The sequence below is a fragment of the Caballeronia sp. dw_19 genome, assembly GCF_018449515.1.
Taxonomy (GTDB): Bacteria; Pseudomonadota; Gammaproteobacteria; order Burkholderiales; family Burkholderiaceae; genus Caballeronia.
In genome coordinates this window covers 85547-99475 of record NZ_JAAVUQ010000018.1, presented here as the reverse complement: position 1 = coordinate 99475, position 13929 = coordinate 85547, and the positions used below count along the sequence as shown (strand labels likewise).

Here is a 13929-nt window from a genome sequence, read left to right as displayed (position 1 = left end):
GGGGTCTATGCCGGGGTGGTGCTTTCGGGGTTAGTGGTCGGGGTCTATGCCGGGTTGGTGCTTTCGGCGTTAGCGGTCTGCGAGAGTCGGATATTCTCTTTATCACTATTAGCCACTGTGCGTGGCGGCACGTCATTTCTTTGTCCAAAGCGACAAAGAAACGAAGCAAAGAAAACGCTTTCAACCACGCTACCCTAACAGGCTGCGGAAATACAGGCCGACTTTACTGAGCCATGAGCGTGATCAGAATTTTCAGCGGGGGATTTCTCATAGTTTGGAATATGGACCGGTTAATTTCGGTTTTCGGACTTGTTTATGACGTTCTCTTGCGCATTTTTGGTTCACTGCGGCTGCAACGCACGGAGTTGTCCCAAGGTGCGCATGCGCACGAGGTTGTACGCGGCCATCGTCAGCACGAACATCTGATCGACCTTCTTCAAGCCGCGCACCATCACCTGGCGCATACCGCCGATGCTCTTGGCCCAGCCAAAACCCTGTTCGATGAGCTTGCGCTTTTGCTGTGACACCGCATAGCCCGCACTCCCGGCGATTGACTCGGGCACTGCCGACTGGCGGCCTGACTTGTTTTGCGCCACGTGAGGCGTGATGTTCATTTCCTGGCAAGCCTTGATGAACTCTGCGGCGTCATAGCCTTTGTCTGCCCCCAGCGTGATCTCGCGCGTTGGATCGCCAAGCGCCTGGCGGGCATCGTTGATCAGTACTTTGGCCGCTTCGCGCTCGGCATAGCCATCGGCCAGCGTCACCACGGCACTGGCGATCAGCCCATGGCGGTTGTCGCTCAACGTGTGGCCCATGTAGCGTAGCTCGCTTGCCGTTTTGCCCTTGCGATACAGCCGCGAATCCGGGTCGCTCTTCGATTCATGCGTCTCGTTGCTACGCGTCTCGCCCTTGAAGTTCCCACCGTCTTCGCTATCCTGATCATCGTCTTTACGCACAAAGCTTTTATGGCCGGCCCATGCTTGAATTAACGTGCCATCGACGCTGAAGTGCTCACCGGAAAGCCAGCACTTCTTCTCGGCAATGCCCACAACCTCGTTGAAGAACTCAATGACCGCGTCATGCTTGATCAGGCGCTCGCGGTTCTTGGTGAAGACGGTGGGCACCCACACGGCATCGTCCATCGACAGCCCGATAAACCAGCGAAACAGCAGGTTATATTGAACCTGCTCCATCAACTGGCGCTCCGAGCGAACGCTATAGAGCACTTGCAACAGCATCGCGCGCAGCAGCTTCTCCGGGGCAATGCTGGGCCGCCCACCTTTGATATCAGCCTCGTACATGCCGGCAAACAAGCGATCCATCTTGGCCAACGCTGCGTTGACCATCTTGCGAATCGAGCGCAGCGGATGATCTGCTGGAACAAAGTCCTCCAGCTTACGCAAGGTGAATAGATTCTCGGTAAAGGTATCGGCGCCGCGCATCGCGTCTCTCAGTTGGGGGGCTTTACTAACAACGTTTGAACTGACCTTTTGGGTGACTTCGGAGTGAGGTATTTCCGCAGCCTGCTAAGTGTCCACAGCGTGCAGTTTTCATTCATAGGTGCCCCAAAAGCACGGTGCTCGCCAGAGCGAAGGATGTGTGAACCCCTCCTTCTCCGAACACCGATACCCACACGCTTCGCCACCAGTGACTGAATCTGCCCAAGGAGCACCCCGCGCTATCCGCGGACGACCACCCTCCAAATATGTATGCGCCTCGAACCACGTCGCCAACCCTGCTGAAAACGAGGTCGCGAAAATAAGCGCGTGGTCCACGCAGTTAACCCGCCAAGAAATGAAGTACCAATACGGAAATACAAACACCGAAGTACCAATACGCGAAATGCCATTGCGGGCGGAAACAACTGTTCAGACCACGTAGCCAACGCACCAAAAAACGAAACCGAAAAGACGCGTGAGGCCGTGCTGGTTCCCGGGCAATTCGTGCTTGCCCGAGAGCGTACGGGGCGAAGCGTGTTCGTGTCAGGATTCGCGAGAAGGAGGGGTTCAAACATCCGTGGTTCTGGCGAGCACCGTGCTTTTGGGGCACCTATGAATCAAAACTGCACGCTGTGGACACTTAGGGTAGCGTGGTTTAAAAGCGCTTTCTTTGCTTCGTTTCTTTGTCGCTTTGGACAAAGAAATGACGTGCCGCCACGCACAGTGGCTAATAGTGATAAAGAGAATATCCGACTCTCGCAGACCGCTAACGCCGAAAGCACCAACCCGGCATAGACCCCGACCACCAACCCCAAAACCCACCCCCCCGTCCACCGGCGCGAGCGAAATCTCCTTATCGTATATCGATCGGCGGATTTATTCGTCGCTTTACACGGCTGTCCGATCAAGAATTCAAAGTCAGCTAATAAGCGCTAGAGCAAGATGACCCAACTTCCCAACACTCCCCCCCGACAACTTCACCTCAACGTCAATATCCTGCATTCGGGTTTCGTTCCGTCCGCATGGCGCCTGGCCGACGCCGATCCTCAAGCGTTCATCGACGTCCGTCACTACGTGCGGGTCGCGCAAATCGCAGAAGCAGCCGGCTTCGACGCCGTGTTTCTCGCCGACAACGCCTCCATCGCCGACCAGATCGACTTTCGCCCGATCACCGCGCTCGAGCCGACCATCCTGCTCGCCAGCATCGCGGCAGCAACCTCGCATATCGGCGTGATCGGCACCGCGTCCACCAGTTACAACGAACCGTACAACATCGCGCGCCGCTTCGCCACGCTCGACCATGTCAGCGGCGGTCGCGCCGGCTGGAACGTCGTGACGACCGCGGACCTGGGCTCGGCACGCAATTTCGGCCGCGACGCAGTGCCCGATCACGCCGAGCGCTACGCACGCGCCGCGGAATTCACCAGCGTCGTCAAGGCGCTCTGGGACAGTTGGGAAGACGGCGCGATCATCGGCGATAAAACGAGCGGACTATTCGTCGATACCGCCAAGGTTCATCCCGTCTCGCATCGAGGCACGCATTTCTCGGTGCAAGGTCCGTTGAATGTGCCGCGTTCGCCGCAAGGACATCCGGTGCTGGTGCAAGCCGGCGCTTCCGGCGACGGCCGCGAGCTTGCGGCGCGCCATGCCGAGGCGGTGTTCTCGGCCTCGCAATCGTTCGATGAATCATTAGCCTATGGACGCGATCTGAAAGCGCGCGCAGCAGCCTTTGGACGAGGTCCCGACGCCGTGAAGGTACTGGCGGGACTGACCACGATCATCGGCGCAACGGAGGCCGAAGCGTTGCGTCGCCGCGATGAACTGGTCGACCTGATTCCATGGAGTTATAGCCTCACCCGGCTGGCCGGTGTCCTGGGCGTGACGCCAGACCGTCTCAAGCTGGATGAGCAACTACCGGACAACCTGTCCCTGCCCGGCCAGGGCAACGGCAACCATACGTTCTTTCACGCCACGCTGGCGCAAGCCCGGCAGCACGGCTACACCGTGCGCCAACTCATTCGGGCGCTTGCCGGAGGCGGGGGTCATCGCGTTATCGTGGGCACGCCCGAGCAGATCGCCGATGACATCGAACGCTGGTTCAGGGCCGGCGCCGCCGACGGCTTCAACCTCATGCCCGATACATTGCCGGGTGGATTGCAGGACTTCGTCGATGGCGTCGTTCCAATCCTTCGCCAGCGCGGCATCTTTCGCACCGCCTACGAAGGCACGACGCTGCGCGAGCATCTCGGTCTGGCGCGTCCGGAGAACCAGCACTTATGGCGCAAAAGCGCCTGAGCATGCAGCCGCACCAAGCTAATTCACGCACGACGGCGTCCCCTTTCACGAAGCATCCCGATCCCACACTCCATGGCCAAGCGAACCGGACAACTGCGCCTAGGCGCTTTTCTTTATCCCGCAGGACATCACATTGCCGCGTGGCGGCACCCGGATGCCCAGGCGGACGCCGGCGTTAATTTCCGGCACTACGTGCAGCTTGCCCAAGCGGCGCAAGCAGCGAAATTCGATCTTCTGTTTCTCGCCGATGGCGTCGGCACCCGAGGCGATAACCTGGACTTCCTGAGCCGCACCGCTCACAGCTACATCGCGCAGTTCGAGCCCATCACGTTGCTGTCGGCACTGGCTGCCGTGACAGAGAACATCGGTCTGGTCGGCACGGCGTCGACCAGCTTCAACGAGCCGTATCACATCGCCCGAAAATTTGCATCGCTCGACCATATCAGCGGCGGCCGCGCGGGATGGAACCTCGTTACTTCGTCGAATGAGCATGAAGCGAAGAACTTCAATCGCGACAAGCATTTCGATCATGGCGAGCGCTATGATCGGGCGACCGAGTTTGCAGAAGTCGTCGACCGGCTTTGGGATAGTTGGGAGGACGATGCATTCTTGCGCGACAAGGAGCAAGGCCGTTTCTTTAATCCCGCCAAGCGTCACGTCCTCGATCACAAGGGACGATTTTTCCAGGTCAAGGGGCCGTTGAACGTTGCTCGCTCGCCGCAAGGTCAGCCGGTGGTCGTGCAGGCAGGATCATCGGAAGCTGGCCGGGCGCTGGCCGCCCGTACGGCCGAGGTTATCTTCACGGCGCAGCAAACCCTTCAGGACGCGATCGATTTTTATGCCGATGTCAAAGGCCGCCTCGAACAACATGGGCGTCATCCGGATGAGCTGAAGATCATGCCGGGAGTGATGCCCATTGTAGGGCGCACCGAAAGCGAGGCGCGCGAAAAGTTCGAGCATCTGCAATCGCTGATCGACCCGGCGGTAGGTCTCGCATTGGTCTCGGGCCTTACCGGTGGTTTCGACTTGTCGCCTTACCCGCTCGATGGCCCGATTCCCGAGCTGCCGGAAACGAACGCGAGCAAGAGTCGTCAACTGCTTACGCTTGAATTGGCACGGCGCGAAAACCTGACAATTCGCCAGCTTTATCTGCGCGTGGCGGGCGCACGCGGACATTGGCAAGTGGTCGGAACGCCTGAGCAAATCGCGGATCAATTGGAAGAACGCTTCGTCCAATATGGGGCCGACGGCTACAACGTCATGCCCGCGGTTCTGCCGGGCAGCCTGACTGATTTCATCGAACTGGTGCTGCCGGAGTTGCGCCGCCGTGGGCTGTTTCGGACGGAGTATGAAGGCCGGACGCTGCGCGCTAATCTTGGCCTTGCGCGGCCTGCTAACCAGTACTCTGCCGAGAAGGCCGGCGCGGTGGCGGCCTGAGGGGACAGGGTCGGGCGGAGTTCAACATGAACACAGGCCGACCGCAGCCGCCAGCTCTTTAAAGCGCGGAGCTGTCAGTACATCTCGTGCTCCGGCAACTGGCCTTCGGTCCTGATCTTGTCATCAAGGTATGAACGCCGAAACGCCGGCGTCGACGACATCAAGAGCTTCGTGTACGCATGCTCAGGTGCCGCGAACACGCGTTCTGCCTCGCCTTCTTCGACAATGCGGCCATCCTTGAAGACCAGCACCCGATCACTGATATGACGCACGACGTCGAGATCGTGCGAGATGAACAGCAACGACGTATGCAGCCGTCCCTGCAACTCCGCCAACAAGTCGAGCACCTGTGCCTGGACATAAACATCGAGGGCGGACACGGGCTCGTCGCAGACAATCAGTGCAGGCTCCGGAGCAAGCGCACGCGCGATTGCCACGCGCTGCCTCTGTCCACCTGAGAGCGACGTTGGGCGACGGTCGAGAAACTCTGCACTGAGTCCAACCTGTTCAAGCAGCTCGACGCTTTTCGCAAGCAGCGCCGGCTTCAACAAGCGCTTCGACCACAACGCTTCTTCAAGCAACTGGCCCACTGTATGACGCGGGTCGAACGAACTGAGCGGATCTTGCGGAATGTACTGAAGGCGTGGCCGCAAGTCACGGCGCGCGCGCTCGGAGACTCCGTTGCCGTTCCAGCGCGTATCGAGAAATTCAACGTTGCCGGCATCCGGCTCGACCAGTCCCAGAACAATGTTCGCACAGGTGCTTTTTCCGGAACCGGACTCGCCGACAATACCTAGCACCTCCCCTTCATGCACGGTGAACGAGACGTCCTGCAGCGCAGTAAAAGTCTCACCGCGATTTGCGCCACGCCGCGAATAATGCTTGCCGATACCTTCAACGCGCAGCACGACCTTTTGCGAGCGAGCACGTCGCGGCGGCAAGGGCTCGCGCACGACCAGCGGCGCGTTAGCGGCGGTGTCCCCTTTGGCTTCGCCATGAGCCGTCACTGTCGTCACGAACCGCGCGGAACTTAGCCGATACCCTCGCGACTGCGCCGACGGTTGCGCGGCCAGCAACTGCCGCGTATACGGATGCGAAGGGTTGTTCAGCACGCTCTCGGTAGTTCCGCTGTCGACCACTTCACCGTTGTGCATCACGAGCACACGATCAGCCACACCGGCGACCACCGCCAGATCGTGGCTGATCAGCAGCACACCCACGCCTTGTTCAAGACGCGCCGCAAGAACCGCGAGAACCTGCGCCTGCACGGTCACATCCAGCGCCGTAGTCGGTTCATCGGCGATCACGAGCGCGGGTCCTGCTGCTATGGCCGAGGCAATCAGCGCACGCTGCCGCAAACCGCCCGACAACTCGTGCGCATACTGATTCGCGCGATGTTCCGGCTCGGCAATACCAACGTCCTGCATCACTGCGTGAACCCGCTCGCGGCGTTCGCGGCGCGACCGCGCGAGCCGATGATGCACCAGCACCTCGCCTATCTCCGCACCCACCGTGCGCAGCGGATCGAGCGAAACGAGCGCGTCCTGCATCACCAGTCCCGCGAAGGTGCCACGCAGCGAGCGCCAATCGTGCTCGCTGAAGCGCAGCGCCTGGCGTCCATCGATGTCGAACTGGCTGGCATCGATCAATGCATGCGGTCCCGCCAGACCAAGCAGCGAACGCGCCGTCAGACTCTTGCCCGAACCCGACTCGCCCACCAGCGCCACACACTCGCCAGCATGGATGGAGAGATCGGCACCACGCACAAGCGGTTCGCCCCCGTTAGCGCCTGGAAAGCGAATGGTCAGGCCGCGGATATCGACTAGTTTTTTCGGCTGATGCACGGTGGCTGTCATCGCGTTCGTCCCTCGACCTTGCGTTGCAAAAACTTGCCGATCACAGAGAACGCGATAACGGTCAGCGTAATCGCGAGCCCGGGGAATACGCTCGGCCACCACGCGACCCGCAACACGTCGCGGCCCTCGGCGAGCATGACGCCCCATTCGGGCGTCGGCGGCTGCGGCCCAAGCCCCAGGAAACTCAAACCGGATACCGCGATGATCGCGCTGCCAATGTCGATGGTCGCGATCACCGGCACGACAACCAGCACGTTGGGCAGCACATGACGCAGGAACACGCGGCTGCGCGAGAGCCCATAGCTCACGGCGTGCGTGACATAGTCGGCACGCCGTACCACGAGTGTCTGGCTGCGCAGCACCCGCCCGAATTTCGGAATGCCCGCGATGCCTACCGCAATCGCGATATTGACAATGCCCTGTCCGAGGAACGTGACGACGAACAGCGACAACAGGATGGGCGGAAAGGCCGAAAGCACGTCGAACACGCGCGAAGCGGATTCATCGGTCAGACGTTTTCCGAGGCCAGCCGTCATGCCAATTACAAGTCCGATTGCCAGGCTCACGAGCATGCTTGCAAGTCCGATCAGCAGCGAATAACGCGCCCCGTAGATCACCCGCGAGAAAACATCGCGGCCAATGCGGTCGGTGCCGAACCAGTGCTGCACGCTGGGTGGCTGCAGTGTCTGCGCGATGTCGCTTGTGAGCGGATCGAAGTGCGTGACAAGCGGTGGATAAGCAATGGCAACGGCTAGCGCCAGCAAGAAGATGCCCGCAAGCAATACGCTTGGGGGAATGGTCTGTATCAACCACTCCGAAGGCCGCTTGGCGGGCGGGGCCGGATAAATGATCTCGCTCATTGGCTGCGCAACCTTGGGTCGATGAACAGATAGGCGACATCGAGCAGCGTCGAGATCACCACGTGGACGAAGGCCGCGAGCAGCACCACGGCGAGTACGACCGGCACGTCCTGCGCGGTGACCGCATTGAGCGTCACGCTGCCAATGCCGGGCCGCCCGAACATTTTTTCGGTGATCACCGCGCCGCCGAGCAGGCTGCCAATGAGCCAGCCGCCCAGCGTCACGACCGGCAGTAACGCATGCCGGAGAACGTGCCGAAAGCGCAGTGCAAGCTCGCCCACGCCCCGCGCACGGATCGTGGTGACGAAGGGTTTTTCCAGCGCCGCCTCAAGCGCCTCGCGCATCACTTGCGACAGGATCCCCGCCGTCGGCAACGCCAGCGTAACCGCAGGCAGCACGAGCGAACGCCAGCCGCTTGCACCCGACACGGGGAAGAGGCGCAACTGGAATGAGAAGACGATCAGCAACAACATGCCGAGCCAGAATACCGGCGTGGACGTGAACGTAAGCTCGAGCACCGACGCGATACGAGTACCCCATGCACCCTGTCTCGATGCCGACCCGGCGGTCAGCGTGGCAATCAGGATCGCCAGCACGATGGCCAGCAGCCCGGCCGATCCCGCCAGCTCCGCTGTCGGCAAAAGCTGGCTACGCAGCACGGCAGAAACAGGCTGTTGCATCACGAACGACGTGCCCAGATCCGCATGACCCAGCCGCAACAGGAATTGCCCGTACTGCCAGGGAAGACTGCGATCGAGTCCCCATTGCGCCGCGATCGCTTCGCGCAAGCCGGGATACGCCAGATCCCCGGCAAGCACATCTTCGATACGTCCGGGCAACGCGTGAATAGCCACGAACGCGGCCGTGGCCGCAAGCCACAGCACGAGCACGCCGGTCAGCAAGCGCGTAACGATCTTTTGAAGCATCTTCAGCCTCCCTGCTTGGCCTGCCCGGTCTGCGTCTCGACCCACAGATCGTAAGAACTCGCCGGGCCGTCCAGTTCCGGTTCAAAGCCGATACCATGTACGTTCGACTTCGCGGCCAGGTGATAAGCCGGCGCGAACAGCGGCACAATGAACGCCTGATCCACCGCACGCGTCTGGATCTTGGCGAGCAGCTTTCGGCGCTCCTCGCCCACGGGCAAGAGACGGGCACGGTTGATATCGTCGACGAGGGTTGTGTCGGGATTCTTGATGGCGTTGTAGAGGAAACCCTGGTCACCCAGCATGTCCCATAGCTCCATGGCGACATCCGACGGGTTGTCGGTGTTCGGATAGATGGTCCAGTTGCCGGTCGCCTTCTGGTTGGCAAAGTCACCTGCCGTGGTGATGCGCAAGCCGAGATCAAGCCCAATGTTCTGACGCAACTCGGACTGCACCGCGCGAATCAACACGTCGCGGCTGTCGCGTACGTAGGGCTGCGGATAGCCGACCTCAATGGAGAGCCGCTTACCCTCGCGCGTACGAAAACCGTCGCTGTCGCGCTGCGTCCAGCCGGCATCGTCGAGCAGCTTGTTAGCCTCGGCGACCTTGTTGCCCCACGATCCTTTGAGACTCGCGTCATAGTCCGCGTTGTCCGGTCCGATGTTCGAATAAGCGCGCCGCACGGTACCCAGATACACGCTCTTGACGATCCCGTCGAGATCGAAACCGTCGCGCAACGCACGGCGCACGCGTACATCGTTCGCTGGCGCAACGGTGTAATTGATGTTGAGCGTGAACGAGGTCGTCGCCGACGGGCCGGTCAGGTACTGGAATCCATCGACCTTGTCGAATACGGCGATATCGGTGGGCTGCACGCCTTCTATCAAATCGACTTGTCCCGAACTGAGTGCGCCAGTGCGCACTGCAGCTTCCGGCAGGAAGCGATACGTGACGCGATCAAGATAGGCCGGTCCTTGATGCTGCGCATTCCCGGGTCCCCACTGGTAGTCCGGATTGCGTTCGAAAATCGCTGACTGGCCGCGCTGATATGACTTGAATACGAACGGTCCGGTCCCGACGATGCCGGGTCCGCCCCCGCACAGGTCCTTGTTCTCGGCGAGCGCCTTAGGCGAAATAAAACCGAGCTTCACGCTCGACAGCGATTCGAGTGTCGTCGAATCGGCCTGCTTCATGACGAGCTTGATCACCGTCGGCGACACCACCTCCGCATGGTCGAAATGCACCAGTAGCGAAGCCGATGCCGAGGTCGTGCTGACATTGTTCAGGATGTAGTCGAAGTTGGCCTTGACCGCTGCCGCGTTGAACGGAGTGCCATCGGTGAACTTGACGTCGTCGCGCAGCGTGAACGTGTAGCTTTTGCCGTCGTCCGCGACCGTCCATGACTTGGCCAGCCACGGCGCGTAGGTACCGTCGGTTTTCTTGCTGATCAATGAATCGATGAAATTGCGGATCACCCAGAACGCGTTTTGTTGCGATGAACGATGGGGATCGAAGCACGCGGGTTCCGTCGTGACACCCCACGTGAGCGCACCGCCCGAAACCGGTTTGGCTGACGTTTGTTGCTGAGGCAAAGCGGATTCGGATTTGCTGCAGCCACTCAGTACTAAACCGGCACTGAGGGTCGTCACGCCCACGAGCGCGAGAAGTCTTGCGTTCATCTAACCGGATTCCTGTCGAAGGTCGAGCGGCCCGTGGAAGGGTCCGCTGCGGTCATGCGGTCGCTTGAGGCGATCACGCGAAAATTGACCTTGCATCGTAGGCGGCGAGACAGGCGTGGCAAACGTAGCAATTATTCTATGTATAGAGGATGCGATTTCATATCGATCGGAAGGATTGGCTTACGCTCGGGTGTTCAGACCGAGCGTAGGGAAGCGGCAAACCGGACAGGAAAGTCGCGCACCCACTAAAATCCATACCGAAGACACGTTTTTCCAAGGTGAGCATCTGAGCTGGCATCAACAAGGTTTTATTCTGACGCGTCATTGGCGGGACACCGCCGATGGAACGGAGGTCGAATTCTGGCTGGCGACGGACGAGGGTCCCCGCCACCTGCGCTTGCGCCCGCAGGATTCGGTCGCGTTCATTCCGGCTGAACAACGCGAGCGCGCCGAAACAGTCTTGCAGCGAGAGAAGCAGGTGAAGCTCCGCCCGCTGGATCTCGTCGACTTTAATCATCGGCCGGTGCTGGGCCTGTATAGCAAGCAATATCGGCAATTAACGGGGTTGGAGAGGCGCTTGAAGCAAGGTGGCGTCGATGTGTACGAGGCCGATGTCTTTCCACCCGACCGCTACATGATGGAGCGCTTTATTACGGCGCCGGTCGTGTTCACCGGCGAATCTCACGGAGACGGTCCGCTTCTGAACAGCGAGTTGAGGCCCGTGCCTGGCTATAGGCCGAACTTGAAACTGGTTTCGCTCGACATAGAAACCAGCGCCAAAACGGAGCTCTATTCGATCGCGCTCGAAGGTTGCGGCGAACGCCAGGTTTATATGCTGGGACCGCCTAACGGCGACAGCAGCGGCATCGACTTCAAGCTTGAATACTGCGAAAGCCGCCCTCTCCTGCTGGAAAAACTCAACGAGTGGCTTGAGAAGCACGATCCCGATGCAATCATCGGCTGGAACCTGGTTCAATTCGATCTGCGCGTATTGCAGGAACACTCGCAGCTTTACCAGGTTCCGCTGCGGCTGGGTCGCGGCGGGAGCGTGATGGAATGGCGGCAGCATGGTCTCACTCAAAACCATTTCTTCGCAGGCGCGGCGGGACGATTGCTGATCGATGGCATTGAAGCGCTCCGGTCGGCAACATGGAGCTTCCCTTCGTTCAGTCTCGAGTATGTCGCGCAGAGCGTGCTGGGTGAAGGCAAGGCCATCGACAACCCGTACCAGCGGATGGATGAAATCCAGCGTCGTTTCGATGAAGACAAGCCTGCTCTCGCACGCTACAACCTGAAGGATTGCGAGCTCGTCACGCGGGTCTTTGCGAAGACTGAACTGCTCCACTTCCTGCTCGAGCGTGCAACGGTCACCGGCCTGCCGGCTGATCGCAGCGGTGGATCTGTGGCGGCTTTTACGCACTTGTATATGCCGCGGATGCATCGGCAAGGCTTCGTCGCGCCCAATCTTGGCGATGTTGCCGGTGCGGCAAGTCCAGGTGGATTCGTGATGAATTCGCGTCCGGGCCTTTACGACTCCGTTCTGGTTCTCGACTATAAAAGCCTTTACCCCTCGATCATTCGCACGTTCCTTATCGACCCCGTCGGGCTGGTGGACGGTTTGCGCCATCCCGACGATCTGCACTCGGTGCCCGGTTTTCTTGGCGCACGATTCTCGCGCACGCGTCATAGTCTGCCGGCCATTGTCGATCAGGTCTGGAAAGGTCGAGAGGAAGCCAAGCGCGAGCACAACCAGCCGCTGTCGCAAGCGTTGAAGATCATCATGAACGCGTTCTACGGCGTGCTGGGTTCCACCGGATGCCGCTTCTTCGACCCTCGGCTCGCCTCGTCGATCACCATGCGCGGTCATGAAATCATGCGTAAAACGCGTGAGTTGATTGAAGCCGAAGGATACGAAGTGATCTACGGTGATACGGATTCAACGTTCGTCTGGCTAAAGCACGCTCGAAGCGAGGAAGAAGCGGCGCGCATTGGCGGGCTGCTCGTCCAACGCGTGAATGCGTGGTGGCAGGATCATGTGCGAGAGCGCTTCGGCCTGGAGAGCGCGCTGGAGTTGCAATTCGAACGACATTACCGCCGGTTTTTCATGCCCACGATTCGTGGCGCGGAAGAAGGCAGCAAGAAGCGTTACGCCGGTCTTAGCCTTCTGCCCGATGGTAGCGAAGAGGTCGTCTATAAGGGACTTGAAACCGTTCGCAGCGACTGGACCCCGCTCGCGCAGCGATTCCAGCGAGAACTCTATTTGCGAATCTTCAAGGGCGAGCCGTATCAGGACTATGTTCGCGACTACGTGCGGCGCACGCTGAGCGGCGAATTCGACGAGCTGCTCGTATATAGAAAGCGCCTGCGCCGGCCATTGGATGCGTACGAGCGCAACGTGCCGCCGCATGTCCGCGCGGCTCGCCTGGCTGATGAGTTCAACCGAGAGCGCGGCCGGCCGTTGCAGTATCAACGCGGCGGCTGGATCAGCTATGTGATGACCAGCGCGGGACCGGAACCGCTTGAAACCTTGCAAGCTGCCATTGACTACGATCACTACATGACACGGCAGTTGCAGCCCATCGCCGACGCTATCTTGCCGCTTCTGCAAAGCGACTTCCAGACGCTGGTCTCCGGTCAGCACGAGTTGTTTTAGCCGCGACGATATCCACAGAAATTGTTGGCAAGGCTGTGGACAAGTCTTGGGGAGGTCAGGCAAGGTGTTGATTTGGTTGGGGCTTGGGCTCTTGCTTCGTTATGAGCGGGGCAAGAGCCGTATGCGTCGTCGCCACGGTGCCCTCACCCGCTTCCTGAACCCCAAGCGTCATTGGCTTCGAGCGCGGCAATCGCAGGTGGAGCGATAGGGACGGCCGGCATGACGGACGCATCGAAACCGGCAAAGAACTGCCGAGCCGCCGCGATGGTCGTAACTGCCGGGCAGATCTCGTCGGATATGGGGCTTCGAGACCCGGAACGGGTCGGGGTGTTTGTATCTGCGTTGTCGGTGGATATACTCGCCGCACAAAAAATTGAAATACCGAAACGAATTGCGATATTAATTCCATTATTTATTGAGTCCCTGATGCTTTGCCAAATGACAATGCTTGATATAACCTCCTACCCTATTAAACCCTCGATTTAATCTAAGCGAGAATCGCCGGGTCTGATCCCTGAGTCTTCACAGTTTGAATTTGTCGCTCATGCAGGCTGGTTATGCGTGGTGCGACGCGGTCCTGGCTGATCCAGGCAATGAACACGCCTATTGTTATTAAGCGTGTCGCCATTCACCAACATTCGCAATGTTTTCTTGAATACTCCAAATAATGTCATTAAATATTCAATCATTTCAATAACAGCAACGGCAGTTGGTCAGTTTATTGATTCAAGTTATTCGCCCGCGCGCGCGGACACGTTCCAAATTAAAAACGCTAACCGTCACTACC

The 13929-nt window shown here is 59.5% G+C and carries 9 protein-coding genes; 4 read left to right on the top strand and 5 right to left on the bottom strand.

Annotated elements, in window-relative coordinates; all coding sequences use genetic code 11:
* Nucleotides 1–341: 341 nt before the first annotated feature.
* The gene (locus HB376_RS23060; RefSeq protein WP_213765980.1) at nucleotides 342–1442 is read right to left on the bottom strand and encodes an IS5 family transposase; all 1101 of its coding nucleotides are present in this window, start codon (nucleotides 1440–1442) and stop codon (nucleotides 342–344) included.
* A 939-nt stretch (nucleotides 1443–2381) separates the two neighbouring features.
* Between HB376_RS23060 and HB376_RS23055 the strand changes: the two genes are divergently transcribed.
* Nucleotides 2382–3734 carry an LLM class flavin-dependent oxidoreductase gene (locus HB376_RS23055; protein ID WP_213765979.1) on the top strand — a complete coding sequence of 451 codons (1353 nt, stop codon included), beginning with the start codon at nucleotides 2382–2384 and terminating at the stop codon, nucleotides 3732–3734.
* A gap of 72 nt (nucleotides 3735–3806) precedes the next feature.
* Nucleotides 3807–5171 carry an LLM class flavin-dependent oxidoreductase gene (locus HB376_RS23050; RefSeq protein ID WP_213765978.1) on the top strand — a complete coding sequence of 455 codons (1365 nt, stop codon included), beginning with the start codon at nucleotides 3807–3809 and terminating at the stop codon, nucleotides 5169–5171.
* 74 nt (nucleotides 5172–5245) lie between these two features.
* On the opposite strand, the gene HB376_RS23045 is transcribed toward HB376_RS23050, so the two are convergent.
* The 4 genes from HB376_RS23045 to HB376_RS23030 are packed head-to-tail and all read right to left on the bottom strand — an operon-like array spanning nucleotide 5246 to nucleotide 10489.
* The gene (locus HB376_RS23045; protein ID WP_213765977.1) at nucleotides 5246–7027 is read right to left on the bottom strand and encodes an ABC transporter ATP-binding protein; all 1782 of its coding nucleotides are present in this window, start codon (nucleotides 7025–7027) and stop codon (nucleotides 5246–5248) included.
* Nucleotides 7024–7887, bottom strand: a complete 864-nt coding sequence (locus tag HB376_RS23040; protein WP_213765976.1) for an ABC transporter permease — start codon at nucleotides 7885–7887, stop codon at nucleotides 7024–7026. Before HB376_RS23040 ends, HB376_RS23045 begins: the two co-directional genes overlap by 4 nt.
* The gene (locus HB376_RS23035; RefSeq protein WP_213765975.1) at nucleotides 7884–8813 is read right to left on the bottom strand and encodes an ABC transporter permease; all 930 of its coding nucleotides are present in this window, start codon (nucleotides 8811–8813) and stop codon (nucleotides 7884–7886) included. The genes HB376_RS23040 and HB376_RS23035 overlap by 4 nt, the downstream gene beginning before the upstream one ends.
* A 2-nt stretch (nucleotides 8814–8815) precedes the next feature.
* Nucleotides 8816–10489, bottom strand: coding sequence for an ABC transporter substrate-binding protein (locus HB376_RS23030; protein WP_213765974.1), 1674 nt, complete (start codon nucleotides 10487–10489; stop codon nucleotides 8816–8818).
* A 286-nt stretch (nucleotides 10490–10775) separates the two neighbouring features.
* On the opposite strand from HB376_RS23030, the gene HB376_RS23025 reads away from it, so the two are divergent.
* Nucleotides 10776–13142 (top strand): DNA polymerase II, encoded by a 2367-nt coding sequence (locus HB376_RS23025; protein WP_213766031.1) that lies wholly within the window; start codon nucleotides 10776–10778, stop codon nucleotides 13140–13142.
* A 219-nt stretch (nucleotides 13143–13361) separates the two neighbouring features.
* Nucleotides 13362–13628, top strand: a complete 267-nt coding sequence (locus HB376_RS23020) for a hypothetical protein (protein ID WP_213765973.1) — start codon at nucleotides 13362–13364, stop codon at nucleotides 13626–13628.
* Nucleotides 13629–13929 lie beyond the last annotated feature (301 nt).

Bases quoted from the DNA above. Each gene is read 5' to 3' on its own strand.
- HB376_RS23060 (WP_213765980.1), bottom strand. From the start codon at position 1,442: ATGCGCGGCGCCGATACCTTTACCGAGAATCTATTCACCTTGCGTAAG.
- HB376_RS23055 (WP_213765979.1), top strand. From the start codon at position 2,382: ATGACCCAACTTCCCAACACTCCCCCCCGACAACTTCACCTCAACGTC.
- HB376_RS23050 (WP_213765978.1), top strand. From the start codon at position 3,807: ATGGCCAAGCGAACCGGACAACTGCGCCTAGGCGCTTTTCTTTATCCC.
- HB376_RS23045 (WP_213765977.1), bottom strand. From the start codon at position 7,027: ATGACAGCCACCGTGCATCAGCCGAAAAAACTAGTCGATATCCGCGGC.
- HB376_RS23040 (WP_213765976.1), bottom strand. From the start codon at position 7,887: ATGAGCGAGATCATTTATCCGGCCCCGCCCGCCAAGCGGCCTTCGGAG.
- HB376_RS23035 (WP_213765975.1), bottom strand. From the start codon at position 8,813: ATGCTTCAAAAGATCGTTACGCGCTTGCTGACCGGCGTGCTCGTGCTG.
- HB376_RS23030 (WP_213765974.1), bottom strand. From the start codon at position 10,489: ATGAACGCAAGACTTCTCGCGCTCGTGGGCGTGACGACCCTCAGTGCC.
- HB376_RS23020 (WP_213765973.1), top strand. From the start codon at position 13,362: ATGACGGACGCATCGAAACCGGCAAAGAACTGCCGAGCCGCCGCGATG.